This is a genomic window from Kitasatospora phosalacinea (genome assembly GCF_000716545.1).
GTDB classification, from domain to species: Bacteria; Actinomycetota; Actinomycetes; order Streptomycetales; family Streptomycetaceae; genus Kitasatospora; species Kitasatospora phosalacinea.
Genome location: NZ_JNWZ01000027.1, coordinates 1 through 22,824 on the forward strand (window position 1 = coordinate 1; position 22,824 = coordinate 22,824).

28 protein-coding genes and 1 pseudogene are annotated in these 22,824 nt (G+C 75.0%); 19 read left to right on the plus strand and 10 right to left on the minus strand.

Translation table 11 applies throughout. The features are described 5' to 3' along the window. Positions 1–418: 418 nt before the first annotated feature. A complete protein-coding gene (locus OO48_RS15485) occupies positions 419–1,444 on the plus strand; it encodes an ROK family protein (RefSeq protein ID WP_245194660.1) in 1,026 nt (341 codons plus the stop codon). A gap of 61 nt (positions 1,445–1,505) precedes the next feature. On the opposite strand, the gene OO48_RS38330 is transcribed toward OO48_RS15485, so the two are convergent. The 4 genes from OO48_RS38330 to OO48_RS15500 all read right to left on the minus strand — a co-directional run bounded on the left by OO48_RS38330 (position 1,506) and on the right by OO48_RS15500 (position 3,116). Next, positions 1,506–1,763, minus strand: coding sequence for a hypothetical protein (locus OO48_RS38330; protein WP_081952154.1), 258 nt, complete (start codon positions 1,761–1,763; stop codon positions 1,506–1,508). A gap of 198 nt (positions 1,764–1,961) precedes the next feature. Beyond that, positions 1,962–2,441, minus strand: a complete 480-nt coding sequence (locus tag OO48_RS15490; RefSeq protein ID WP_051732164.1) for an NUDIX domain-containing protein — start codon at positions 2,439–2,441, stop codon at positions 1,962–1,964. Next, the gene (locus OO48_RS15495) at positions 2,434–2,751 is read right to left on the minus strand and encodes a hypothetical protein (RefSeq protein ID WP_033216444.1); all 318 of its coding nucleotides are present in this window, start codon (positions 2,749–2,751) and stop codon (positions 2,434–2,436) included. The genes OO48_RS15490 and OO48_RS15495 overlap by 8 nt, the downstream gene beginning before the upstream one ends. Then, the gene (locus tag OO48_RS15500) at positions 2,748–3,116 is read right to left on the minus strand and encodes a hypothetical protein (RefSeq protein WP_033216446.1); all 369 of its coding nucleotides are present in this window, start codon (positions 3,114–3,116) and stop codon (positions 2,748–2,750) included. The genes OO48_RS15495 and OO48_RS15500 overlap by 4 nt, the downstream gene beginning before the upstream one ends. Positions 3,117–3,333: 217 nt before the next feature. Between OO48_RS15500 and OO48_RS15505 the strand changes: the two genes are divergently transcribed. Continuing rightward, entirely contained in the window at positions 3,334–4,332 is a 999-nt protein-coding gene (locus OO48_RS15505; RefSeq protein ID WP_167346447.1) for a helix-turn-helix domain-containing protein, read from the plus strand. A 229-nt stretch (positions 4,333–4,561) separates the two neighbouring features. Then, entirely contained in the window at positions 4,562–4,792 is a 231-nt protein-coding gene (locus OO48_RS15510; protein WP_051732166.1) for a DUF397 domain-containing protein, read from the plus strand. Here OO48_RS15510 and OO48_RS36290 read toward each other — a convergent pair. Beyond that, the gene (locus OO48_RS36290) at positions 4,748–4,981 is read right to left on the minus strand and encodes a response regulator transcription factor (protein ID WP_425338546.1); all 234 of its coding nucleotides are present in this window, start codon (positions 4,979–4,981) and stop codon (positions 4,748–4,750) included. The two genes, OO48_RS15510 and OO48_RS36290, sit on opposite strands and share 45 nt — an antisense overlap. Between OO48_RS36290 and OO48_RS15515 the strand changes: the two are divergent. From OO48_RS15515 to OO48_RS37440, 8 genes and pseudogenes are all read left to right on the plus strand, one after another. After that, a pseudogene (locus tag OO48_RS15515) lies at positions 4,906–5,397 on the plus strand (M4 family metallopeptidase); the annotation flags it as partial. The gene OO48_RS36290 and the pseudogene OO48_RS15515 overlap by 76 nt on opposite strands. A 121-nt stretch (positions 5,398–5,518) precedes the next feature. Then, positions 5,519–5,884 carry a PadR family transcriptional regulator gene (locus OO48_RS15520; protein WP_033216450.1) on the plus strand — a complete coding sequence of 122 codons (366 nt, stop codon included), beginning with the start codon at positions 5,519–5,521 and terminating at the stop codon, positions 5,882–5,884. Continuing rightward, positions 5,881–6,846, plus strand: a complete 966-nt coding sequence (locus tag OO48_RS35170; RefSeq protein ID WP_051732167.1) for a hypothetical protein — start codon at positions 5,881–5,883, stop codon at positions 6,844–6,846. The genes OO48_RS15520 and OO48_RS35170 overlap by 4 nt, the downstream gene beginning before the upstream one ends. 327 nt (positions 6,847–7,173) lie before the next feature. Next, entirely contained in the window at positions 7,174–7,602 is a 429-nt protein-coding gene (crcB, locus tag OO48_RS15530) for a fluoride efflux transporter CrcB (protein WP_051732181.1), read from the plus strand. Beyond that, on the plus strand, positions 7,599–7,952 hold the full coding sequence (locus OO48_RS15535; protein WP_033216452.1) for a DUF190 domain-containing protein: 354 nt from the start codon (positions 7,599–7,601) through the stop codon (positions 7,950–7,952). The genes crcB (OO48_RS15530) and OO48_RS15535 overlap by 4 nt, the downstream gene beginning before the upstream one ends. Beyond that, on the plus strand, positions 7,949–8,323 hold the full coding sequence (crcB, locus tag OO48_RS15540) for a fluoride efflux transporter CrcB (RefSeq protein WP_033216454.1): 375 nt from the start codon (positions 7,949–7,951) through the stop codon (positions 8,321–8,323). The genes OO48_RS15535 and crcB (OO48_RS15540) overlap by 4 nt, the downstream gene beginning before the upstream one ends. A 44-nt stretch (positions 8,324–8,367) precedes the next feature. After that, on the plus strand, positions 8,368–8,739 hold the full coding sequence (locus OO48_RS15545; protein ID WP_245194661.1) for a hypothetical protein: 372 nt from the start codon (positions 8,368–8,370) through the stop codon (positions 8,737–8,739). A gap of 161 nt (positions 8,740–8,900) precedes the next feature. Further along, the gene (locus OO48_RS37440; RefSeq protein WP_033216456.1) at positions 8,901–9,230 is read left to right on the plus strand and encodes a DnaJ family domain-containing protein; all 330 of its coding nucleotides are present in this window, start codon (positions 8,901–8,903) and stop codon (positions 9,228–9,230) included. 136 nt (positions 9,231–9,366) lie between these two features. Here OO48_RS37440 and OO48_RS15555 read toward each other — a convergent pair whose 3' ends face one another. Then, the gene (locus OO48_RS15555; RefSeq protein ID WP_033216558.1) at positions 9,367–9,771 is read right to left on the minus strand and encodes a MerR family transcriptional regulator; all 405 of its coding nucleotides are present in this window, start codon (positions 9,769–9,771) and stop codon (positions 9,367–9,369) included. A gap of 150 nt (positions 9,772–9,921) precedes the next feature. Here OO48_RS15555 and OO48_RS15560 point away from each other — a divergent pair, with 150 nt between their 5' ends. The 3 genes from OO48_RS15560 (at position 9,922) to OO48_RS15570 (ending at position 13,692) form a co-directional block, all read left to right on the plus strand. After that, positions 9,922–11,415, plus strand: coding sequence for a SulP family inorganic anion transporter (locus OO48_RS15560; RefSeq protein WP_033216458.1), 1,494 nt, complete (start codon positions 9,922–9,924; stop codon positions 11,413–11,415). 276 nt (positions 11,416–11,691) lie between these two features. Continuing rightward, entirely contained in the window at positions 11,692–12,834 is a 1,143-nt protein-coding gene (locus OO48_RS15565) for a Cmx/CmrA family chloramphenicol efflux MFS transporter (RefSeq protein ID WP_033216460.1), read from the plus strand. 129 nt (positions 12,835–12,963) lie between these two features. After that, positions 12,964–13,692 (plus strand): hypothetical protein, encoded by a 729-nt coding sequence (locus OO48_RS15570; RefSeq protein WP_033216462.1) that lies wholly within the window; start codon positions 12,964–12,966, stop codon positions 13,690–13,692. Positions 13,693–13,718: 26 nt separating this feature from the next. Here the strand turns inward: OO48_RS15570 and OO48_RS15575 are convergent, their stop codons facing one another. Further along, positions 13,719–14,495, minus strand: a complete 777-nt coding sequence (locus tag OO48_RS15575; protein WP_033216464.1) for an SDR family oxidoreductase — start codon at positions 14,493–14,495, stop codon at positions 13,719–13,721. 55 nt (positions 14,496–14,550) lie between these two features. Then, positions 14,551–15,834, minus strand: coding sequence for a cytochrome P450 (locus OO48_RS15580; RefSeq protein ID WP_033216466.1), 1,284 nt, complete (start codon positions 15,832–15,834; stop codon positions 14,551–14,553). A gap of 430 nt (positions 15,835–16,264) precedes the next feature. Between OO48_RS15580 and thrS the strand changes: the two genes are divergently transcribed. The 4 genes from thrS (at position 16,265) to OO48_RS15600 (ending at position 19,957) form a co-directional block, all read left to right on the plus strand. After that, entirely contained in the window at positions 16,265–17,533 is a 1,269-nt protein-coding gene (gene thrS, locus OO48_RS15585) for a threonine--tRNA ligase (protein ID WP_081952151.1), read from the plus strand. Between the two features lie 200 nt (positions 17,534–17,733). Continuing rightward, positions 17,734–18,372, plus strand: a complete 639-nt coding sequence (locus tag OO48_RS15590) for a hypothetical protein (RefSeq protein WP_033216468.1) — start codon at positions 17,734–17,736, stop codon at positions 18,370–18,372. A gap of 171 nt (positions 18,373–18,543) precedes the next feature. Then, positions 18,544–19,350 (plus strand): DsbA family protein, encoded by an 807-nt coding sequence (locus OO48_RS15595; protein WP_033216470.1) that lies wholly within the window; start codon positions 18,544–18,546, stop codon positions 19,348–19,350. Positions 19,351–19,354: 4 nt separating this feature from the next. Then, positions 19,355–19,957, plus strand: a complete 603-nt coding sequence (locus OO48_RS15600) for a vitamin K epoxide reductase family protein (RefSeq protein WP_033216472.1) — start codon at positions 19,355–19,357, stop codon at positions 19,955–19,957. A 104-nt stretch (positions 19,958–20,061) separates the two neighbouring features. Here OO48_RS15600 and OO48_RS15605 read toward each other — a convergent pair whose 3' ends face one another. Next, the gene (locus OO48_RS15605) at positions 20,062–21,009 is read right to left on the minus strand and encodes a LysR family transcriptional regulator (RefSeq protein ID WP_051732168.1); all 948 of its coding nucleotides are present in this window, start codon (positions 21,007–21,009) and stop codon (positions 20,062–20,064) included. Positions 21,010–21,080: 71 nt separating this feature from the next. Here OO48_RS15605 and OO48_RS15610 point away from each other — a divergent pair, with 71 nt between their 5' ends. After that, the gene (locus tag OO48_RS15610) at positions 21,081–21,851 is read left to right on the plus strand and encodes an SDR family oxidoreductase (protein ID WP_051732169.1); all 771 of its coding nucleotides are present in this window, start codon (positions 21,081–21,083) and stop codon (positions 21,849–21,851) included. A gap of 83 nt (positions 21,852–21,934) precedes the next feature. Here the strand turns inward: OO48_RS15610 and OO48_RS15615 are convergent, their stop codons facing one another. Next, positions 21,935–22,765, minus strand: a complete 831-nt coding sequence (locus OO48_RS15615) for an SDR family NAD(P)-dependent oxidoreductase (RefSeq protein WP_033216474.1) — start codon at positions 22,763–22,765, stop codon at positions 21,935–21,937. Positions 22,766–22,824: the final 59 nt, after the last annotated feature.

Here is a 22,824-nt window from a genome sequence, read left to right on the forward strand (position 1 = left end):
TCGCCCCGCCGCCACCGCTGCTACAGGCAGTGAGCACCACCATGGAAGCGGCCCCGACGGCCAGCCATCCTCTGCGCATCTCGCTCATCCTTCACGCTGATCGTCCGTGTGACACGGGGGAAGCGGCAGCCGACAGGGCGTGATCGACCTTCCGGGCTGCTCGGCTGCTTAACGTAGACGTCACATCCCGGCCATGTCCATAGAGCGGTCAACATTGATATCCATGAGTTTTGTTGCCGAACAAGGCTGGATTTACTAAAACTTTGCCTAACTCACTAGTGGATCAGGTTCGTTATCGGACCGCGACCGGGAATCGCTGGACAACGTTGTCAGAGCGAGTCAGAATCACCGGGTACGACCCGGCAGCGCCCTGCCCAGCACCGTGGCGCTCCCCTGCCACACCTGCGGAGACGTCACGATGAGTTACGACATGGCCGGTACCGCCGTCGCACCCGGGCCCAGCGCCCAGTCCGGCACCGGGCCCCGGTCCGAAGCCCCGTCCGGACCGCTGATCGCCGCCCTCGACATCGGCGGCACCAAGATCGCCGGTGGCCTGGTCGGCACCGACGGCACCCTGCACCACCAGCTCCAGGTGCCCACCCCCGCCGACGGCGACCACCACGAACTCATGACCGCCGTCGACCACGTCCTCGACGACCTCGCCCGCCACCCCGGGTGGCAGCACGTCCGGGCCCTGGGCATCGGCAGCGCGGGCCCCGTCGACACCGCGCGCGGCACCGTCAGCCCGGTCAACATCCCCGGCTGGCGCGAGTTCCCGCTCCGGGACGAGACCGGCCGCCACCCCGCCGCCGCCCACCTGCCCGTCACCCTCGGCGGCGACGCCGTCGCGATGACCGCCGCCGAGCACTGGCAGGGCGCCGCCCGCCCCTACCGCAACGCCCTGTGCCTGGTCGTCTCCACCGGCGTCGGCGCCGGACTCGTCCTCGACGGCGCCCTGCACGCCGGCGCCACCGGCAACGCCGGTCACCTCGGCCACATCACCGTCGACTACAACGGCCGCCCCTGCCCGTGCGGCTCACGCGGCTGCCTGGAGGGCCTCGCCTCCGGCACCGCCATCGCCCGCACCGCCGCCGAACTCGGCTGGCGCCCCGGCCCCGACGGCGACGCCACCGCCACCGCCGTCGCCCGCGCCGCCCACGCCGACGACCCGCTCGCCCTGGCCGCCTTCGACCACGCCGCCCGCGCCCTCGCCGCCGGCATCGCCGCCACCGCGACCCTGGTCGAACTCGACGCGGCGGTCGTCGGCGGCGGCGTCGCCAGGGCCGGCCGCGTCCTGTTCGACCCGCTGGCCCGGCACCTCGCCGACTACGCCACCCTCTCCTTCACCCGCCACCTCACCCTCCACCCCGCCCGCCTCGGCACCGACGCCGGCCTGATCGGCGCCGCCGCCCTGGCCCGCCACCAGCTCCCCACCCACCACTGACCGTCCCACCACCGACCGTCCCAGCCGGACGCCCCCGCCGGGCCGCCGCGCGCACGCGAGATCACCCCGCCTCCTCGGCGGCCTCCAGCGCGTAGGCGGCCCGGCAGCGTTCCACCTGGTCGGCGGCCAGCTCCGTGAACCGGCGCGCGATCTCGTCCGGGACCACCCGCCCGTCGCGGCCGGGGACGCGGACGGTGGGCTCCGCCGCCGGATCCTCGTCCGGGACGTACGCCAGCAGGAAGGCCGCACCCGCCCGGTGGCCCTCCCCGTCCGGTGGCCCTCCCCGCCCGGCTGGAGCACCGCCGCGTTCGGCATCCACGGCCTGACCTCGGCGTTCATCGCGGTCACCGGGCTGCTGCTGCTCCGCGAGACCCGCCGGGCCCCCACCACCGCGCCCGCACCCGCCCAACCGGCCCTCCGCTGACGGGACCGACTCCCCCACCACAGCCGCCCGAACGCCTCCTCCGCGTCGGCCACGGCCTCGGGGGCGGACGCCGCGCAGGCCGCCGACCGGCCGTCAGCGGGATTCGGCCGCCGCCGGGAAGCGGACCTCCCGGTAGGTGACGGCACCCGGCCACTGCGACCGGGACCCGACCCGGGCGGCCGCGCCGGCGGGCAGCAGGCGCCGGGCCTCCTCGGGAGCGGCCCAGCGCCAGGCGGCCGACTCCCCCTCCGCCAGGGCGATCCGTTCGGTCTCGGCGCTGCTCAGCATCGGCCCGCTCCACAGGAACACCAGCCCGGCCCGCTCCCCCGCGCGGCGGGCCTCGGCCCACTCCACCCCGAGCAGGTCGTCCGGCAGCAGGTCGAGCACCAGGCCCAGCCCCTCGCGCACCTGGCGGCGGACGGCGTCGAGCGGCGACTCGCCCTCCTCCACCGCCCCGCCCGGCAGCTGCCAGCCCCCGGGCCCGCCCCCGGTCGCCCGGACGATCAGCAGCCGGGAGGCGGGGTCGGTGCACAGCACGTACGAGGCGACGGGGCGCCCGGCCGCGCTAGCCATCGAGCGCCCCGCGCCCGGCGCCCTCCGGCAGGTCGCGCGGCGGGCGGGCCAGCGGCGGGTGCAGGTGCCCCTTGCCGCCGGCCAGCAGGTAGTCGAGCTCGCCGCCCGCCAACGCGTCGCGCAGCGCGGCGAGTTCGCCCGAGGTGAGGAACAGGACCTGGCTCGGGTCGTCGATGTGCGCGAGCGCGATCCGGCCGTCCTCCGCCTCCGCCAGCACGACCCCCCGGACCTCCTCGTCCGCGTCCTCCGCGGTCGCCTCCCAGTGCAGGCCGAACACGCCGTGGGGGTAGAACTCGACCAACTCGCTCACTTCCGACTCCCGTTCGGGTCCGTCACGCGCTTCCCACCGATCTCCGCCCACACGTACTCCCCCAGCGCCGTCCGCCGGTGTCCGTACCTGTCCCCCTGCCCCAGCACCGCCAGCACCGTCGTCGCCAGCTCCGCGTCGTGCAGCCCCAGCACCCGGACGGACACCCGCAGCACCCCGCCGTCCCCCCACGTCACCGAGGGCCGGTCCCCCGTCAGCCTGTTCAACTCGGCCGCGATGTGGTTCACCCGCTCCTGCGCCGTCCGCAACGGCGTGATCCCGAGCCGCCGCCCCAGCGTCCGCTGCTCGCGGCCGGTGGGCGGCGGGGTGCCCGCCCGGCTGGAATCCATCGGTTGACTGAACGTCATATCGCCTGCTCCGTACTGCCGTTCGACCGTCACGGATGTCACTTTCCGTGCCCCCATCCTCACGGTTCGGGACTAGGCTTGAGAAGCGGAAAGTCCATGATCGCCGGAATCTGCAAGGACCGTGCGGGTCACGCACGAAGGGCACCGGGCAGTCGAAGGCGCGGGGAAAGGGGCGGAGGTGGCCGGGAAGTCACGCAAGGTGAATCCGATGCAAAGCATGCGGCACTACTACGGGTCCGAGGCGCGACTGATGCGGGAGAAGCGGGGGCTGAGCCTGGAAAAGCTCGCCGCCCTGGTGCACTTCTCCCCGAGCACGCTCTCCCGAGTCGAGACCGGCGACATCAAGGTGCCCAACGGCCTCTCCGAGCGCCTGGACGAGATCTTCGAAACGGACGGCTTCTTCGCCCGCGTCCTCCCGCTCGCCCGGCAGGAGGCGCACCCGGCGCGGTACCAGGAAATCCTGGCAACAGTCGATCAGGCCATGTTGTACGAGTGCTACAGCCCCATCGTTCACGGCCTGCTCCAGACTCCTTCTCACGCACGGCACTTGCTTCGCGCAGCCAACCCGTTCTCGCCTGCGGAGGAAGTGGAAGAGCTGGTGAAGGCCCGGATGGGGCGGCAGTTGAGGCTGCACAGCCAGGAGTGTCGGTACTCGTTCATCCTGGATGAATCAGCCCTCCGCCGCCGAATCGGCACTCCGGGGGAAATGATGGAGCAGTTGCAGGTGCTTCTGAACGTTGCAGAACAACCCAACGTGGAAGTCCAGGTGTTGCCCTTCTCCGCCGGCGCCCACTCCGAGTACGCCTCACTGTCGTTGCTGACGATGCCGGACGGTGAGCGGCTCGCCTACGAGGAGAGCAGCCGCATCGGAACGATCTTCGAGGAAACACAAGAGGTCACTGAACGGCAGGCGCTCTACAATCGACTGCGGTCTCAGGCGCTGTCTTTCGAGGAGTCTGAGCTCATGATCAGATCCGCGCTGGAAGGACTAGCCCCGATGCAGCCCAATGTTTCCCTCGCCTCCACCGAACCTCGCTCTTGGCGGAAGAGCACGTACAGCAACGGCAACGGTGGTGACTGCATCGAGGTGGACGACGCCCACCCCGGCCACGTCCGCGACTCCAAGGACCCCAGCGGCCCCGTCCTGGAGTTCAGCCCCGCCGCCTGGTCCTCCTTCGTCTCCGCCACCGTCACCGGCGAGTTCGGCACCGTCTGACCCGCCACCAACCGCCTCGGCCCCGCTCCGCCCTCACCGGCGGGCCGGGGCCGATGTCGTTCCCGGCAGTCCAGCCCAGCCCAGCCCAGCCCAGCCCGACCCGGCTCGGCACCGGCGGAGGGCGCCCCCCGAACGCCCCGGTGCGCCCTGCCATCTGAGGTCGGATCAGCCGATGATGTTGCGGCAGTTCCCGAGAGCAACGATCACGCCCGCGCCGAAAGGATCCACCATGACCGCGCCCGACAGCGCCCGTTGGCGCAGGAGCAGTTACAGCAACGGCAACGGTGGCCAGTGCATCGAGGTGGACGATGCCCACCCGGGCCGCGTCCGCGACTCCAAGGACCCGGGCGGCCCCGTCCTGGAGTTCACCCCTGCCGCCTGGGCGGCCTTCGTCGCCGCCACCGCCACCGGCCGGTCATTCGCGTACGGGGGTGACGGCGTAGGCGAGTTGGACGCGTGAGTGCAGGCCGAGTTTCCGGTAGCCCCGGGTGAGGGTGGCCTCGACCGTCTTGACGCTGACGGTGAGGGTCGCGGCGATGTCGCGGTTGCTCGCCCCACCGGCGGCGAGGCGGGCGCAGCGCCCGGACGTCCTCCAAGCCGACCAACTCCTGCGGCAACGGCTCCACTTCGAGCCGCGAGAGCGCCGCAGTGGACGCCTTCAACCGCTCCGGCATCCGCAACGACGGCCGCGGCGCCCCGGCGTACGTGCACGTGGACAACCAGCTGCTGAACGCCTTCTACGACGATTCCTGCTTCTGCATGTCCTTCGGCGACGGCTCCTCGCAGAACGGCAACACCCCGCTCACCGCGCTCGACGTGGCCGGTCACGAGATGAGCCACGGCGTCACCGCCGCCACCGCCAACCTCAACTACTCGGGCGAGTCCGGCGGCCTCAACGAGGCGACGTCCGACATCTTCGGCACCATGGTCGAGTTCTACGCCGGCAACAGCACCGACCCCGGCGACTACTACGTCGGCGAGAAGCTCCGGATGGGCAACGGCTGCCTGCGCCGGATGGACAACCCGGCCGCCGACGGCAGCAGCCTCGGCTGCTGGACCTCGGGCCCGCTTCGGGGGTCGGGCCCGACCGCAGGGCCTCCGCGTGCCGCCGGCCGGCCGGGCGTCCGGACCGGACCGCGATAGGTAAGCAATCGACATATGGCGACAGTAGCCCTATGCTCGCCCCATGACCGAACGTCAACTACGGGAACCCACAAGGCTCGTGCTCACGGCACTGGCCGACGCCCCCCGGCACGGGTACGCGATCATCCAGGAGGTGCTGGCCATCTCCGGAGGCCGCACCAGGCTCAGCACGGGCACCCTCTACACCGCGCTCGACCGGCTGCTGCAGGAAGGGCTGGTCGGGATCGAGAGCGAGGAGGTGGTCGGCGGACGGCTGCGCCGCACCTTCACCCTCACCGAGCAGGGGCAGGACCTGCTCCGCGAGGAGGCCCGGCGGCTCCGCCTGGCCGTCGCCGAGGCCGAACGCCGGCTCGCCGAGGGCGAACGCCGACCCGCCGCCCGCCTGCGTCCGAACGGAGCCCGCGCATGACCACCCCCGACGCGCCACGGGCCGGGCGCCTGCTGATGAACCTCTACCCGGTCCACTACCGGGCCGCCCACGGCGAGGACATCGCCGCCGTCTTCGCCGAGACCACCGAGGGGCTGCCCGGGCGCGCCGTGCTCCGGGAACGGTTCGACCTCGCCGCGCACGCCCTGCGGCTGCGGCTGCGCATCGGCCCCACCGACCCGGCCGGCCGGGTCCTGGCGGGCGCGGCGCCCGTCGCCCTCGCCATCGTCGCCGGCCGCTGCCTGTTCTTCCTGCTGCCGCAGCTGCACCCGATGGTGCACCGGCTCCGGTACCCGTACCCCAACCTCGGCCTGGGCTACGCCGTGCAGGGCGCGATCCTGCTGCTGGCCGGCAACCTGCCGTGGCTACTGGCCCTCGCGTTCGCCGTCACGGGCCGCTGGAAGGCGGCCCGGATCACCGGCGCGCTCGCCGCGCTCGTCGGCGTCGGCGTCCTGTGGTCGCTGGGGGTGTTCATGCTGTGGGAGGTCGGCCCCATGGTGAGCCTGGCAGCCGTCGGCGCGCTGCTCCTGCTCGCGCCGTCCGGGCTGGTGGACGTGACGGCCCGGGGGAGGTGGGAGGCCGCGGGCCTCGCGCTGGGCATCGCCGTTCCGATGCTCGCGGTGGCCCACTACCAGATCCCGCTCCTTGAGAGCCTGTTCCTGTGGGACGGGACGTTCTGGCTGTACACGGCGACGGCCGTCGTGCTGCTGCTGCGCCTGTCGGGCCGGCGGCCGGACGTGCTCCGGGCGGCCGGGGTGGCCCTCGGCCCCCTGCCCTGGCTGCTCCCCCTCGCGTTCGCGGCCCTGGACGGCTCGGAGCCGCTGTTCCTGCTGGCCCAGTACGGGGGAGCCTGCCTCGTCCCGCTGGGGGCCGCGGCCGCGGGGGCGGGAGTGGTCCAACTCGTCCGCCGGGCCCGGGCGGGCCGGCCGTCCCCCTCCGCCTGACCCGCCCCCGGGGGGAACCTCTTCCGGCCCCGGCACCGTCCGGACGCGGGCCCCTCGCGCACGTCCGCGAGGGGCCCGCCCGGCCGCGAGGACCGGGCGGCACCGCCGCCCGGATGTCCCCCCGGGACGGAGTGGCGGATAAACTGGGGTTCCTCGGCGCCTCCTGGCGCCGGACGGCGGTGGGGCCCGCCGGACCCGAACCGCGGCGATCGCCGCCGACGGTCCCTACTCGGCTGTCGCGCCCGCCTGCCCGGGTGCCTCGCGAGTAGGAGAAGTGTGTCCGTGGAACGCCTCCCGGCCGAGCGGCCGGCCGAACAGCCGGCCCCCGTGACAGCGGCACCGGCGCCCGCACCGCACCGGGCCCGGGCGACGCTCGGCGTGATCGCCGTCGGCGGTGCGCTCGGCGCGTGCGCCCGCTACGCGGCGGGGCTGGCGTGGCCGACCGAACCGGACGGCTTCCCGTGGACCACGCTGGTGGTGAACGCGGTGGGCTGCGCGGTGATCGGCGTCTTCCTGGTGGTGGTCACCGAGGCGTGGGCGGCGCCCCCGCTGGTGCGGCCGTTCTTCGGCACCGGCGTGCTGGGCGGGTTCACCACCTTCTCCACCTACGCGGTGGACGCCCAGCGACTGCTCGACGGCGGGCACGCCGCGACGGCGCTGGGCTACCTGGCCGCGACGCTGGGCGCGGCCTTGCTGTCGGTGTGGGCGGGCGCGGCGGCGGCCCGCCGGGCGATCGGGCGGAGGGCGGCACGATGACCAGGCTCACCGGCCGCGCGCTGCGGGTGACGGTGTTCGTCGGGGAGGACGACCTGTGGCACCACCGGCCGCTGTACAGCGAGATCGTGCACCGCGCGCACGCCGCCGGCCTCGCGGGGGCGAGCGTCTTCCGGGGCGTCGAGGGCTTCGGCGCGTCCTCCCGGGTGCACACCGCCCGGCTGCTGTCGCTCGGTGACGACCTGCCGGTGGCGATCGTGATCGTGGACAGCGAGGAGCGCGTCCGGGCGTTCCTGCCGCAGTTGGACGAACTGGTCACCGAAGGGCTGGTGATCCTCGACGACTGCGAGGTGATCCGCTACGTCGGCGGCGGCGCGGAGGGCCGGAAGTGAACTGGCTGCTGGTGATCGCCGGGGCTGCCGTCGGCGCCCCGCTCCGCTACCTGACCGACCGGGCGGTGCAGTCCCGCCACGACACCGTCTTCCCCTGGGGCACCTTCGCCGTCAACGTCTCCGGCTCGCTGGTGCTGGGCCTGCTCACCGGCGCGGCGACCGCCGGCGCGGTCTCCCCCCATCTCCGACTGCTGATCGGCACCGGCTTCTGCGGCGCCCTGACCACCTACTCCACCTTCTCCTACGAGACGCTCCGGCTCGCCGAGGGCGGCGCCCGCTCCTACGCCCTGGCCAACGTCGCCGCCAGTCTGGCCGCCGGCCTGGGCGCGGCCTTCACCGGCAGCGCGCTCGCCCGCGCCCTGTGGTCCTGAGCCGGCCGGGGCCGGTTGTCGTCGCGGGGTGAGAGCGTTCACGGGTGACCGACGAAGCTGACGACATCACTCACCACCGCGTCCGGCGGGCCGCCGAACAGCCCGTCGAGCAGTCCGTCATCGCGCGGTTCCGGCTCCCGGGCGGCGGTGACGGCACGCCGGGCGACCGGGCGACCGTCCGCGCGGCCGAGCGGCTGGTGGCCGAGCTGGTCGAACGGGCCGGTGTCGGCGAGTGGGACGGCAACGAGTTCGGGGGCGGCGAGGTGCTGCTCTTCGCCTACGGCCCGGACGCCGACGCCCTGTTCGCCGTCGCCGAACCCACCCTGCGGAGGCTGCCGTTCCGCCCGGCGAGCGTGCTGCTGCGGTACGGGCCCGCCCTGGACCCGGCCACCCCGGAGCGGCGCGTGGAACTGTGACCCGGCGGGCGGCGCCCCCCGCCCCTCGCGGGCGCTCCCCCGCCATCCGTGCCCCCTCCCCCGTCCTCCGCGCTCCCCGGCTCCGGGCCCCCGGGCGGGCGGAGGGCTCCCGTAGGATCGAGGCCGACGCCAGCCCCCTCGGCACGGGAGGACCTCACCGCATGACGGAACGCGAGACCGCCGGGCGCGCCGCGTTCGACGGCCTGCCGGGGGCCGGGGAGCCGCTGCCCGGGGAGGGACGGCCGTGCCACGAGCCGTGGTGGACCGGGGCGAGGGCGGAGCGCGCGGCCCTGCCCCACCCGCCGCCACCGGCGCTGCGGGCCGAGTTGCGCGCGGCGCTGGACACCGCCCGGCTGGCGCCGGCCGGACCGCTGCCGCCCGGCCGCCGCGCCGAGGCCGACGCCCGGATCGCGGCCGCGCTGCGCCGCCCGGCGCGGGTGGACGTCCACGTCGAGTCGGTCGTCGCCGAGTGGCGCGACGCCCGCTCCTGAGGCCGGTCGCCCACCGCGCGTCACGTTCGGAAGGCCGCCTTCGGAAAACGGTTCGACCCGGGTGGTGACGGCGACTCGGACCGGGCGCGGGCCGCGGCGGCGCGGCTCGGCTTCGTCCGGCCCACCCGGCCCTGACCTACGCCCGCTCCGCCGCGTCCTCCCCCTCCAGGCGGGTGCGCAGGGTGTGCGCGAAGTCCTCGGCGCGGGCGAGTTGGACGCGCAGGCGGTCGACCTGTTCGGCGGCGGCGCGTTCGTAGGTGCGGACGAGGTCGAGCAGGGCGGGTCGTCCGCCGGCCGCCCGGTCGTAGGGGCCGTCGGCGTCCAGCCGGTCGGTGGCGTCGAGGAGTTCGCGCATCTGGTCGAGGGTGAAGCCGAGCGGTTTCATCCGGCGGATCACCATCAGCCGGGCGACGTCGCGCTCGGTGTAGAGGCGGAAGCCGCCCCGGGAGCGGGCGGAGGGGACGACCAGGCCGGTCTCCTCGTAGTGGCGGATGGTGCGCAGGGAGAGTTCGGTGCGGGCGGCGACCTCGCCGATCTGCATGTGCCCGTCCTCGCGCCCGCCGCTGCCCTCGTCCACGCTGTGCCCTTCCCTCCGCTCCCCGAACGAACCCTACCCTCACGTTAGGGTAGGGTTCGGGTCCTCCCTCCATTCTCCCCCGCCCATCCCCACGTCCCGACGGGTTGCCGCCTCTTGTCCTCCTCCGCCGTGTCCCGGTCCCTCCGGCTGCCCGCCTGGTGCTCCGATCCCAAGGTGTGGCGCACCGAAGTCCTGGCGGGCCTGGTGGTCGCGCTGGCGCTGATCCCGGAGGCGATCTCGTTCTCGGTGATCGCCGGGGTCGATCCGAAGATCGGCCTGTTCGCGTCGGTGACGATGGCCGTGACCATCTCGGTGGTGGGCGGCCGGCGGGCGATGATCTCGGCGGCGACCGGCGCGGTGGCGCTGGTGATCGGCCCGCTGAACCGGGAGCACGGCCTCGGCCACCTGGTCGCGGCGGTGATCCTGGCGGGGGTGTTCCAGATCGTGCTGGGCGCGCTGGGCGTGGCGAAGCTGATGCGGTTCGTGCCGCGCTCGGTGATGGTCGGGTTCGTCAACTCCCTCGCCATCCTGATCTTCCTGGCCCAGCTGCCGGAGCTGACGCACGTCCCGTGGGCGGTCTACCCGCTGCTGGCGGGCGCCCTCGCGGTGATGGTGGGGTTCCCGAAGCTGACCGGGGTCGTCCCGGCGCCGCTGGTGTCGATCGTGGCGCTGACACTGGTGACGGTCGGCGCGGGCATCGCGGTGCCCACCGTCGGCGACAAGGGCGCGCTGCCGTCCTCGCTGCCCGTCCCGGGCCTGCCGGACGTGCCGTTCACCCTCGACACCCTGGCCACCGTCGCGCCGTACGCGCTGGCGATGGCGCTGGTGGGGCTGATGGAGTCGCTGATGACGGCGAAGCTGGTGGACGAGATCACCGACACCCGGTCCGACAAGCGGCGCGAGTCGATCGGGCAGGGCGTCGCCAACATCGTGACCGGGCTGCTCGGCGGGATGGGCGGCTGCGCGATGATCGGCCAGACGATGATCAACGTGAAGGTGTCCGGCGCCCGCACCCGGGTGTCGACCTTCTGCGCCGGCGCGTTCCTGCTGCTGCTCTGCCTGGTCTTCGGGCCGGTGGTCTCGCGGATCCCGATGGCCGTGCTGGTCGCCGTCATGGTGATGGTCTCCTTCGGCACCTTCGACTGGCACTCGATCGCCCCGGCCACCCTGCGCCGCCTCCCGGCCGGCGAACTCGCCGTCACGGCGGTGACCGTGGTCGTGGTGGTCGCCACCGGCAACCTGGCGATCGGCGTCGTGGTCGGCTCGCTGCTCGCCATGGCCGTCTTCGCCAAGCGCGTCGCCCACCACGCCGAGGTCACCGCCGCCCCCGACCCGGACGGCACCCGCACGGTCTACACCGTCACCGGCGCGCTCTTCTTCGCCTCCGCCAACGACCTCACCACCCGCTTCGACTACGCCGGCGACCCCGACCTGGTCGTCATCGACCTCACCGCCGCCCACGTCTGGGACGCCTCCTCGGTCGCCGCCCTCGACACCGTCCGCGCCAAGTACGCCCAGCGCGGCAAGACCGCCGAGATCACCGGCCTCAACCACCCGAGCGCCGCCCTGCACGACCGCCTCAGCGGCGAACTCGCCACCGCGCACTGACCGGTGGGACGGTCGGTCGATCCGGCGCCCCCTTCGACGTCCTCCTGCGCGCCGGGTCGGTAGGGTGGGGGCGTGGTGAGTCCCGAGTCGGACGAGGTGGGGGCTTTCGGTCACGCCGTCAGCCCCCGAGACGTCCTGAGCGCCTGATGCCCGGAGTGTGACCGCGCGGCTGTCGTGCCGCCGTGCGGCGGCCGGGCGCGTGCGCGTGGCGGGGTTGGCCGTGGTGGCCGAGACGGAGTCCGTTCTCGTTCCCCACTTCGCCCGGAGTCACCTTCGATGCCCCTCCCCCTGTATCTGCTCGCCCTGGCCGTGTTCGCCACGGGCACTTCGGAGTTCATGCCGGCCGGCCTGCTGCCGGACCTCGCCGCCGACCTCGGCGTGTCCGTCGGGACGGCGGGCACCCTCGCGTCCGGCTTCGCGCTCGGGATGGTGGCGGGCGCGCCGCTGATGGCGGCCTGGGCGCGGCGGTGGCCGCGCCGGGCCGGGTTGTTCGCCTTCGTGGCGGTGTTCGCGCTGGCGCACGCGGTCGGCGCGGTGACGGGGTCGTTCGCGGTGCTGTTCGCCACCCGGGTGGTGGCGGCGCTGGCGAACGCCGGGTTCCTGGCGCTGGCGGTGGCCACCGCGGCCGCGCTGGTGGCGCCGGACCGGAAGGGCCGGGCGCTGGGCGTGCTGCTGTCGGGGACGACGGCGGCGACCGTGGTGGGGGTGCCGGCCGGCGCGCTGCTGGGCCAACTGCTGGACTGGCGGGCCGCGTTCTGGGCGGTGGCGGTGCTGTGCGTCCCGGCGGCGGTCGGGGTGCTGCTGGGCGTCCCGGCGGGGGCGGACGGTTCGGGTCGGCCGCCGCTGCGCGCCGAGCTGGCCGAACTGGCCCGTCCCCGGGTGTGGTTGACGCTGGTGCTGGCGGCGCTGGTGAACGCGGGGACGTTCGGCGCGTTCACCTTCCTGGCCCCGGTGGTGACCGGCCCGGCGGGGCTGGGGCGGGGCTGGGTGCCCGTGGTGCTGGTGCTGTTCGGGGCGGGCACCTTCCTGGGGGTGAGCGCGGCGGGGCGGCTGGCCGACACTCGCTCCCGGTGGGTGCTGGCCGTGGGCGGGCCGCTGCTGCTGCTCGGCTGGCCGGCGCTGGCTGCGGGCGCGGGGCGTCCGGCGGTGCTGCTGCCGCTGGTGCCGCTGCTGGGGGCGCTGTCCTTCGCGGTCGGCGCGACGCTGATCACCCGGGCGCTGTACGAGGCTTCGGGTGCGCCCACGATGGCGGGCGCGTACGCGACGGCCGCGCTGAACCTGGGCGCCGCCGTCGGCCCGCTGCTGGCGGCCGGGACGCTGCCGTCCGCGACCGGCCCGTTCCGTTCGGCCGCGGTGCTGGTCGGGGTGGCCCTGCTGCTCGGGGTGCTCGGCCGCGCCCGGCTCCGGGTCCGTGACTGACGCCCCGCCTCCCCCCTGAACCGGGGCGGTTCGTGAACGCCGGGGCCGGTGCCGGCCCCGGCGGGGCTGTCGGTAAAGTGCTCGCGCACGACAACCGGAAGATCAGATTCCACCACCCGAGGAGAGCCGGTGCCGGACCCCGCGCAGGAGCAGCAGGCGCAGCCGAGACCGCAGGAGCGGCCGGAACCGCGGTCGATCGACAGCCTGCGGTCGTTCTGGGCGGCCGGCGACCAGCCGCAGCCGGTCCTGCCCTGGTACCGGAAGGTGACGCGCAAGCAGGTCGGCGCCGTCTCGGCCTGCCTGGCGGTGCTGCTCGCCGCGTACCTGGCGATCCGGTCGGTGGACTCCGAGGCCACCCGGCACAGGGTCGCGCTGCCGACCGACTTCGCGGGTCTGACCCGGGCCGCCGACGACCAGGGCCTCACCACCCTCCGGACCTCCTACGAGAGGCAGAAAGCCGGGTTCCACGTCCCGTGGAGCACCCAGGTGCAGGGGTACGGGCAGCCGGGCGCCACCGGGCTGTGGGACAGCGAACTGGTGGCCGTGGCGATGGACAGCAAGGGCTCGGTGCCGGACGCCGCGCAGGCCGCGACCAAGATGCTCGGCGGCTACTCGCCCGACGGCGGCTCGCTGGAGGACGGCACCCCGGTCCACGACATGCAGACCTACCCGCCGGGCCCGCTGAAGGGCGCGCTCGCCTGCGCGACCGTCGGCGAGCCCGGCCAGGAGTACGGCGTCTGCGCCTGGGCGGACGGCAACACCATGGGCAGCCTGACCGACCTGACCGGCGAGCTCACCCACGAGCAACTGGCCGACCGCACGCGCGAGTTGCGCGCCCTGACCGAGCAGCCCGAGTAGCCCGGTCCGCCGGCCCCCGGCCCCCGCTACTTCAAGCCGCCGCTGCTCTGCAGGAGTTGGCCGTTGATCCACTGGCCCTGCGGCGAGCAGAGGAAGTCGACCAGGTGGGCGGCGTCCCGCGGGGTGCCGAGCCGGGCCAGCGGGGTGTGCCGGATCATGTCGGCCCGGTGCTGCTCGCTCATCCAGCCGGTGTCGGTGGGGCCGGGGTCGACCGCGTTGGCGGTGACCCCGAGGTGGGCGAGTTCGCGGGCGGCGGCCCGGGTGATCCGGTCCAGCGCGCCCTTGCTGGCCCCGTACGGGAGGTTGCCCGCGGTGTGGTCGCTGGTCAGGGCGACGATCCGGCCGGTGCCGAACTCGCCGGTGAAGCGCAGGCCGAACTCGCGGACCAGCAGCCAGCTCGCCCGGGCGTTGACCGCGAAGTGCCGGTCGAAGCTCTCCACCGTGGTGTCCAGCAGCCCGGAGTCGACGGACTCCGCGTGGCTCATCACCAGCGCGGTGACCGGCCCCAGCCCGGCCTCCACCCGCTCGAACAGCCGGGCGGGCGCCGCCGGGTCGGCCAGGTCGGCCGGCACCGCCAGGTGCCGCGCGCCGTGGCCCGCGAGCAGCGCGCCGACGGCCTCCGCCGCGCCCTCCTCGACGCCCCAGCTCATCCGGCTGTCGTACGGCGTCCAGTAGCTGTACGCGACGTCCCACCCGGAGGCGGCGAGCCGCTCGGCGATGGCGGCGCCGATGCCGACCGTCCGGCCCACGCCGGTGACCAGGGCGACGGGGCGCTCGGGACGGGTCTCCGCTGTTCTCGTCACAGCACCCGACCCTGTCAGCCGGTCAGCCCGCCCCACAAACCCTTTTCCCCACCCGCTACTTGTCCCCCTCGGCGTGCAGCACGGCCCGGATCGGCCCGTCGGGGTGCACGGTGAGCCCGTACCCGGCTCCGGCCGGGGCCTCGGTGACCCGCACCCGGTAGGCGGGCAGCAGTTCCTCCAGCAGCAGCACCGTCTCGCGGATCGAGAACTGCGCCCCCAGGCAGGCCCGCGGCCCGAGGCCGAACGGGAAGTACGCGCCGGTGGCGGGCCGCCGCCCGGCGTCCAGGAAGCGCTGCGGGCGGAACTCCTCCGGGTCCGGCCACAGCCGCCCGTCCCGGTGCGTCAGGTAGGGGGAGACCAGCACCGTCGTCCCGGCCTCGACCGGGCAGCCCTCCAGCACGTCGTCCTCGGCCGCGTACCGGGGCATCAGCCAGGCCACGGGGTACAGCCGCAGCGTCTCGTCCACCAGCGCCCGGATCGCGGCCGTCCGCTCGGCGGAGCCGGCCGGGCCGGCGGCCAGCGCCAGGTCGCGCTGCTCGGGGTGCGCGTCCAGCAGCAGGAACAGCCAGCTCAGCGCGGTGGCGGTGGTCTCGTACCCGGCCACCACCAGCGTCATCAGCTCGTCCCGCACCAAGCGCTCGGTGTAGTCCGGGAGTTCGGCCGCCGCCCGGAGCAGCACCTGCACCAGCCCGGGTTCCTCCGCCTGTCCGGCGAGGGCGATGGCGTGCTCGGCGACCCGGTCGACGTGCTCGTTGGCCTCCCGGAAATCGGTCTCGGCGCCGCCCGTCGCCGGCGCGAACGCCGGGATCGCGGCGAAACCCTCCCCGGCGGCGACCAGCCGCCGGTGCGTCTCCGGGTCGAGCGGGTGCGCGGTGAGCGAGCGCCAGATCACGTCCAGGGAGAAGTACCGCAGGTCCGCGTCGATCTCCCGGGCCTCCCCGGTGGCCGCGGCGGCCCGCCAGCGGGCGGCGGTGGCCGCCACCGCCGCCCGGATCTGCGGCTCGTACGCCTTGATCCCCCGGCCGGTGAACTGCGGTTGCAGCAGCTTGCGTTGGCGCCGCCAGGGCTCCCCCGCGGCGCACAGCAGCCCGCCCCCGAGCAGCGGCTTGACCCGGTGCCCGCGCTTCACGTACACCTCGGTCCGCTTCGCGAGCACCTGCTGCACCGCCTCGGCCCCGGTCGCCAGCACGACCCGCCGGTCCCCCAGCCGGAAGCCCGCGACCGGCCCCAACTCCCCCACCGCCCGCAGCAGATCGACCATCCGTCCGCCGCCGGCCCGCCAGCGGGCGAACGCCTCGGCGTCGAGTTCGGGAAGAACACTGGTGGCGGCCGTGGCCAAGGCGGTCTCCTGCCGGGTCGAACTGCACCGTACGGACACCGACCACCTTAGGTCCTGTCCGGGCCGGTCCACCCGGCTTCCCGCCGGCCGACCCCCGCCGGCCGACCCCCCGTCAGGCGGCGGCGCGGCGCGGCAGCAGGGGCGAGCGGGCGCAGGCGCGGTACCGGGCGGGAGCGCCCTCGGGAGCGGGCAGCCTGGTGAGGACGGCGGTGCCCGCGCCTGCGGACCGGATATTCGGGTGCCGGTCGGCGGGCCGGCGGCTACGGTGGCGGGCATGAAGCGTGCCGCGATGTCGACGACGACGCCGGAGAGTGTCCCGGCGCGCTGACAGCCGTGTGCGAGCCCCGGGGCCGAGTGCTCCGGGGCTCTCGCGTGCGCGCGTCCCCACCGGCGGCCCGGCCCCTCGTCCGAACGACCCGAGGAGACCGCCGTGTCCGACCGCATCGACCGCCCCGAACGCCCCGAACCGGCCGACCGCCCCGCCCCCGCCGACCACCGCAGGCTCGGCCGCGAGCTGGGCCTGTTCGGCACCGATCCGCTGATCGGCTCCGGCCTGCCGTACTGGCTGCCGGACGGCGCGGCGGTGCGCCGCAGCCTGGAGGACTTCGTGCACGCCCTGGAGCGGCGGGCGGGCTACCGGCACGTGTACTCGCCGGTGCTGGGCAAGCGCGAGCTGTACGAGCTCTCGGGGCACTGGGCGCACTACCGGGAGGACATGTTCCCGCCGCTGGAGATGGGCGGCGAGGAGCAGTTGGTGCTGCGTCCGAGCCTGTGCCCGCACCACGCGCTGCTGTTCCGTTCCCGATCCCGCAGCTACCGCGAACTCCCGTTCCGGATGGCCGAGCTGGGAGACATGTACCGCTCCGAGCGCTCGGGCGTGCTGGGCGGGCTGAGCCGGGTGCGGGCGATCCGGCTGAACGACGCGCACGTGTTCTGCACCCCGGAGCAGGCGGCGGCGGAGGTGCGCGGCGCGCTGGAGCTGATCGCGGCGGCGTACCGGGCGATGGGCGTGGTCCCGTCCCGCTACCGGCTGTCGCTGCCGGGCCCGGGCGGCAAGTACGCGGCGCGCCCGGAGCTGTGGGAGCGGGCGACCGCGGTCCTGGTGCGGGTGCTGGCGGAGCTGGGCCTGCCGTACGAGGAGGGGGTCGGCGAGGCGGCGTTCTACGGGCCGAAGATCGACGTGCAGGTGGTGGACGCGGCGGGGCGGGAGTCGACCCTGTCCACCGTGCAGGTCGACTTCCACCAGCCGGAGCGGTTCGACCTGCACTACGTGGGGGCGGACGGGGCGCGGCACCGGCCGGTGATGGTGCACCGGTCGGTGGTGGGGAGCGTGGAGCGGGCGGTGGCGCACCTGCTGGAGCGGCACGGCGGGGCGTTCCCGGCCTGGCTGGCGCCGGTGCAGCTGGCGGTGCTGCCGCTGGGCCCGGAGCAGGAGGAGCGGGCGGCCGCGCTGGCGGGGCGCTGCCTGGAGCTGGACCTGCGGGCGGAGGTGCTGGGCGCGGAGCGCGGTTCGCTCGGGGCCCGGGTGCGGGCGGCCCGGCCGGCCCCGTACCTGGCGGTGCTCGGCCCGCGCGAGGCGGCCGACGGCACCCTGTCCCTCCGGCTGCGGGACGGCCGGCGGCTCGACCCGCTCCCGGTCGGCGAGGCGCTGTCCGGCATCGCCGAGCGCGTCCGGGCGCACACCGTCGAACTGTGGTGAGCGCCACCCGGGGCGCGTGACGCTCCCCACCCCCGCGCCGTCCGCGGCCGCTCCCCCGGACCCCCCGCCGCCCGTCCCCCGCCCGTGCCCCGCCCGCCCGAAACCCCCTTTATGCAGGGCTTATTCACGGATCAGGCGCCCGCGGCGGGGGCCGTCCGGCCCTCGTCCCCGGGACGTTCGGCGTGCCATACTCCTTCACCATGACCGGCATTCACGCGACCAAGGCCCTGCGGGGCGCGGTGTTCACCGCGCTCGCCGTGCCGCTGGCCGCGTTCGGCCAGGTGGCGATCACCGGGCGCGCCCTGCCGCTCACCCTGGTCGCGGCGGCGAGCGTCGCGGTCTTCCTGCTGGCGGTGGTCCTCGACGGGGCGCGCCGCCGTTTCCTGCTGCTGTCCTCCGTGCTGGTGCCGGTGGAGCTGCTGCTGAACACCGCGTTCAACCTCGGCCAGGACGCCTGTGCGCGGCCCGTCCGGGGCGTGGACCTGCTGGTCTGCGGCGGCGACTCGGTGGGCGGCTCGGAGCTGTTCGCGCAGTGGACGCACGACTCGGCGGGCCTGCTGCGCCTGCTGGTGCTGGCCGTCCACCTGGCGCTGGCGCTGGCCGCCGCGGCCTGGCTGCGGCTGGCGGACGCCGCGCTCTGCGGCGTCACCGAGGCGCTGGACGCACTGGCCCGGCTGCTGCCCGCGCCGTGGCGCGCCCTGCTGCCGACCGCCCGCCCGGGCTGCCCGGCGGAGCTGCTGCCGCCCCCCGGCACCGGGCCCGCACCGCACCGTCCGCAGGTCCTCCTCCTCGCTCCCGCTCCGCGTCGCGGCCCCCCGCAGCCGGCCCTCGCCGCCTGACGGACCGCCGACCCGGACGCGTTCCGTCCCGGGCGCCCCTGCGCGCGCCCGCCCCTCCCCTTCCCTGAACCAGCACCCCGGCCGTGCCGCGCCCCGCCCCGCCCCCGCACACCCTCGTACGGGCCACGGGCGCCGGGCCGCCGCCGGGTGCCGAGGAGACGACGGATCACCATGACCAGCACCCCGAAGAACCAGAACCCGAACCAGCGCGCCACCGCCCGCGAGCGCCTCAAGCAGGCCCAGCAGGCCGAGGCCCGGGCCGCCAAGCGCCGCCGCGGCCTGACCGTGGCCGTCTCGGTCGCCGCCGCGGTGGCCGTGATCGCCGGCGGCACCGCGCTCGCCGTCTCCAGCGCTTCGAAGGACGACGGCACCCCGACGGCGGCGGCCGTCGCCCCCGCCAACACCTCGGCCACCGACGACACCGTGGTCGTGTACGGCAAGGCCGACGCCCCGCACACCCTGGCCGTGTACGAGGACTTCCGCTGCCCGGTCTGCCGGGCGTTCGAGACCTCGGCCGGCCAGACCGTCCAGCAGCTCGCCGACCAGGGCGACTACAAGATCGAGTACCACCTGGCCACGTTCCTGGACGGCAACCTGGGCGGCAAGGGCTCGAAGACCGCGCTGGCCGCGGCGGGCGCGGCGCTCGACGAGGGCGTCGACAAGTTCAAGGCGTTCCACGACGTGCTGTACGCCAACCAGCCCGCCGAGTCCGAGGACGGCTTCGGCGACGTCAACCACCTGCTCGACCTGGCCGGGCAGGTGCCCGGACTGAAGACCGACGCGTTCACCAAGGCCGTCACCGAGGGCACCTACAAGGGCTGGGCGGCGAAGGTCTCCACCGCGTTCAACAAGAGCGGTGTCTCCGGCACCCCGACCGTCAAGCTGGACAGCAGGACGCTCGCCGTCATCGGCCAGGACGGCAAGCCGGTCACCGGCGAGCAGTTCACCGCCCTGGTCCGGCAGACCGTCGGCGGGTGACCCGGTGACCCCCGCCCGCACCCCCGTCCCCGCCTCCCGCGGCTACTCCTGGCTCCTGCTGGTCACCGGCCTGATCGGCCTGGCGGCCTCCGCCGTCCTCACCCTCGACAAGCTGAAGCTGCTGGAGAACCCGTCCTACCAGCCCAGCTGCAACATCAACCCGATCATCAGCTGCGGCTCGGTCATGCGCACCGCCCAGGCCGAGGCCTTCGGCTTCCCCAACCCGCTGATCGGCCTGGCCGCGTTCGGCGCCCTCGCCGCCATCGGGGCGGGCCTGGTCGCCGGCGCCGCCCACCGCCGCTGGTTCTGGCTCGCCCTGCAGTCCGGCACCCTGCTCGGCCTCGGCTTCGTCTGCTGGCTGATCGACCAGGCCCTGTACGAGATCGGCGCCCTCTGCCCGTACTGCATGGTGGTCTGGGCCGTGGTGATCACCGCCTTCTGGTACACCACCGTCCACAACCTGCGCACCGGCGTCCTCCCCGCCCCGGCCGCCCTGCGCCGCCTCGCCGCCCTCCCCCTCCAGTGGCTCGTCCCCGTCGCCGCCTACCTGGTGATCCTCCTGCTGATCCTCAACCGCTTCTGGTACTACTGGTCGACCCTGCTCTGACCCGCCGTGCACGACGGCCCCCGGCCGCGCTCTCGCGGCCGGGGGCCGTCGGCGTGCGCGCTCCGGGCCGTTCCCGGGCCGCCCGGCCGGGGCGGGTGCCCCGGTCAGCGGGCCAGCGCGGCCGCGTGGTCGGGGTGCTGGGCGGCGACGTCGTGGGCGGCCCGGACGAAGGCGGCGACGGCCGCGGACCGCGAGGTCTCCGGCCAGGCGACCACGACCGCGCTGGGGCTGAGGCCGTCGACCGGCCGGTACGCGATGTCCGGGCGCTGGTGCAGCCTGGTGGTGGAGCGCGCCAGGAACGCCACCCCCTGGCCCAGCGCGACCACCTCCAGGAGCTGTTCGACGCCGGCCACGAGCGGCCCCTCCGGGGTGTCGGCCGGCGCCCGGCCCGCCTGGTCGCCGTCCGCCTCCGCTCCGTCGCGGCCCGTGTAGTAGGCGGTGGCGGAGGGGAGGGCCCCCTTCCAGCGCGGGACCGGTTCGCCCCGGAGGTCGCCCGGCCGCAGCCGCCGGCGCCCGGCCAGGGGGTGCGCGGCGGGCAGGACGGCCAGTCGCGGCTCGACCACGAGCGTCTCGGAATCCAGCCCCCGGCCGTCGAACGGGCTGCGCAGCAGCGCCACGTCGGCGCGGCCGTCCCGCAGCATGGCGACCGGCTCGCCGCTGCCGCCGACGACGACTTCGGGCGGCGGCAGGTCCGGGCCCGTTCCCCGGTAGGCGGCGAGGATCTCCCGCAGCAGCCCGGCGTCGCCCCCCGGCTTGACCGCCACGACGAGCCGGGGCGTCGGCTGACCGGCCCGGCTGGCCCGCCGGGCCGCCGCGTGCACCGCGTCGACCGCGATCCGGGCCTGGTCGAGCAGCACCCGGCCGGCGGCGGTCAGCCGCACCTGCCGGGTGGTGCGCTCCAGCAGGCGCGCACCGAGCCGGGACTCCATCCGGGCGATCGCCTTCGACAGCGGGGGCTGCGCCATCCCCAGGCGCTGCGCGGCCCGGCTGAAGTTCAGTTCCTCGGCGACCGCGATGAAGTACCTCAGCTCCCGCACCTCCAGCTCATTCATACCCGTGGACTATAGGTCCAGAGCCTTCCGGTCTTTCCCCGCCGCCTGTGGGCGACGGAAGACTGGCCGCCATGACGACTCCAACGACTTCGACGACCCCGACGACTCCGACGACCCCGCAGAAGACCGCTCTGGTCACCGGGGCGAACAAGGGCATCGGCAAGGAGACGGCGCGCCGGCTCGCGGCCCTCGGCATCACCGTGCTGATCGGCGCCCGCGACGCCGAGCGCGGCCGGGCGGCGGCCGAGGAACTCCGCGCGGACGGCGGCGACGTGCGGTTCGTACCGCTGGACGTCACCGACGAGATCTCGGTCCGGGCCGCCGCCGAGCGCATCGAGGCCGCCTTCGGCCGCCTCGACATCCTCGTGAACAACGCCGCGATCGCCTCCGGGCAGCAGAAGCCCAGCGAGACCCCCGCCGCCGCCCTCCGGCAGGTCTACGAGACCAACGTGTTCGGCGTCGTCGCGGTGACCCACGCCATGCTCCCCCTGCTGCGCCGCTCCGCCGCCGCGCGCATCGTCAACATGTCCAGCGAGCTCGGCTCCGTGAGCCACCTGGCCGACCCGGGCAGCCCGTGGTCCTCCTACTCCTCGGCCCTCCTCCCCTACTGCACCTCGAAGAGCGCGCTGAACGCGATCACCGTGCTCTACGCCAACGAACTGCGCGCCGAAGGGATCCTGGTCAACGCGGTGAGCCCCGGCTACTGCGCGACCGACCTCAACCGCCACAGCGGGCCCCGCACGCCGGCGGAGGGCGCGGCCGTCGCGGTCGACCTGGCGACGGCGGGCGAGGACGGCCCGACGGGCACCCTCCGGTCCGAGGACGGCCCGATTCCCTGGTGAGGCCGGGACCGCGCCGGCCCCGTCGGCGCCCCCGTGCCCCGACGGCGGCGGCATCCCGCCCGGGGTGCCGGTTCCGGTGGCGGCTACGCTGCCGAGCCCGGCAGCACGGCGAGGAGCCGTTCGGTGGCGGTGTGCAGGCGCCGGGCGGCGGCGGGGGCGAAGGCCGGGGTGTCGGTGGGGACGCGGCGGCCCTCCAGGACGGCGGTGAGGCCGGGGGCGGGGGCGTCGAGGTGGGGGAGGATCTGGGCGACGGCCTCGGTGACCGGTTTGCCCTGGACGCGCAGCCGGTCGACGTGCGCGGCGGTGGCGGGGTCGTACTCGCCGGCGAAGCTGGTGGCGACCACCCCGGGGTGGTTGACGACCTGGGGCACGTCGGGGTGCAGGTGGGCGAGGCGGGCGGCGAGCAGGTCGCACAGGGCGCCGCCGTGGCCGAGCGCACCGGTGCCGGGGTAGTCGCGGCGGAGCTGGAGGTCGTCCCAGCGGACGGGGCCGGTCAGCCCGGCACCGCCGAAGTTGAGCACCACGGGGCTCGCGGAGCGCCGCAGTCGGGGCAGCAGGCCGTGCGAGAGCAGGTAGCGGCTGAGGTAGAAGAGGGCGAAGTTGCTCTCCAGGCCGTCGGCGGTCTCGGCCCGGGTGGAGCGGTGGTAGCGGGCGCCCAGGACGAGGACGTCCACCGCCGGGTGGTGGTCGGCGACGTGCGCGATCAGGCGGCGGTTCTCGGCGACCAGGCTCAGGTCGGCGGCGAGGAAGTGGGCCCGTCCGCCCGCGCCGCGCCGGTCGGCTTCGGCCCGGAACGCCTCGCCCTTGGCCGGGTTGGTGCCGACCACCAGGACGTGGTGCCCGCGTTCCAGGTAGACGGTGGCGAGGGCGCGGCCGATGCCGTCCGTCCCGCCCGTGATCACTGCTGTGCCCATGGTCCGTTCCCCTCCCCGACCGAATGCTTTGACACATCAAAGCATTCGCCGCACCGGAG

What these genes read in the sequence shown, in the direction of transcription:
- OO48_RS15610 (WP_051732169.1), top strand. Translation starts at nt 21,081, where the DNA reads ATGACGACTCCAACGACTTCGACGACCCCGACGACTCCGACGACCCCG.
- OO48_RS15535 (WP_033216452.1), top strand. Translation starts at nt 7,599, where the DNA reads ATGACCAGGCTCACCGGCCGCGCGCTGCGGGTGACGGTGTTCGTCGGG.
- OO48_RS15500 (WP_033216446.1), bottom strand. Translation starts at nt 3,116, where the DNA reads ATGACGTTCAGTCAACCGATGGATTCCAGCCGGGCGGGCACCCCGCCG.
- OO48_RS15595 (WP_033216470.1), top strand. Translation starts at nt 18,544, where the DNA reads ATGACCAGCACCCCGAAGAACCAGAACCCGAACCAGCGCGCCACCGCC.
- OO48_RS15485 (WP_245194660.1), top strand. Translation starts at nt 419, where the DNA reads ATGAGTTACGACATGGCCGGTACCGCCGTCGCACCCGGGCCCAGCGCC.
- OO48_RS15520 (WP_033216450.1), top strand. Translation starts at nt 5,519, where the DNA reads ATGACCGAACGTCAACTACGGGAACCCACAAGGCTCGTGCTCACGGCA.
- OO48_RS15590 (WP_033216468.1), top strand. Translation starts at nt 17,734, where the DNA reads ATGACCGGCATTCACGCGACCAAGGCCCTGCGGGGCGCGGTGTTCACC.
- OO48_RS15505 (WP_167346447.1), top strand. Translation starts at nt 3,334, where the DNA reads ATGCGGCACTACTACGGGTCCGAGGCGCGACTGATGCGGGAGAAGCGG.
- OO48_RS15565 (WP_033216460.1), top strand. Translation starts at nt 11,692, where the DNA reads ATGCCCCTCCCCCTGTATCTGCTCGCCCTGGCCGTGTTCGCCACGGGC.
- OO48_RS15615 (WP_033216474.1), bottom strand. Translation starts at nt 22,765, where the DNA reads ATGGGCACAGCAGTGATCACGGGCGGGACGGACGGCATCGGCCGCGCC.
- OO48_RS15555 (WP_033216558.1), bottom strand. Translation starts at nt 9,771, where the DNA reads ATGCAGATCGGCGAGGTCGCCGCCCGCACCGAACTCTCCCTGCGCACC.
- OO48_RS35170 (WP_051732167.1), top strand. Translation starts at nt 5,881, where the DNA reads ATGACCACCCCCGACGCGCCACGGGCCGGGCGCCTGCTGATGAACCTC.
- OO48_RS15490 (WP_051732164.1), bottom strand. Translation starts at nt 2,441, where the DNA reads ATGGCTAGCGCGGCCGGGCGCCCCGTCGCCTCGTACGTGCTGTGCACC.
- OO48_RS15605 (WP_051732168.1), bottom strand. Translation starts at nt 21,009, where the DNA reads ATGAATGAGCTGGAGGTGCGGGAGCTGAGGTACTTCATCGCGGTCGCC.
- OO48_RS15510 (WP_051732166.1), top strand. Translation starts at nt 4,562, where the DNA reads ATGACCGCGCCCGACAGCGCCCGTTGGCGCAGGAGCAGTTACAGCAAC.
- OO48_RS37440 (WP_033216456.1), top strand. Translation starts at nt 8,901, where the DNA reads ATGACGGAACGCGAGACCGCCGGGCGCGCCGCGTTCGACGGCCTGCCG.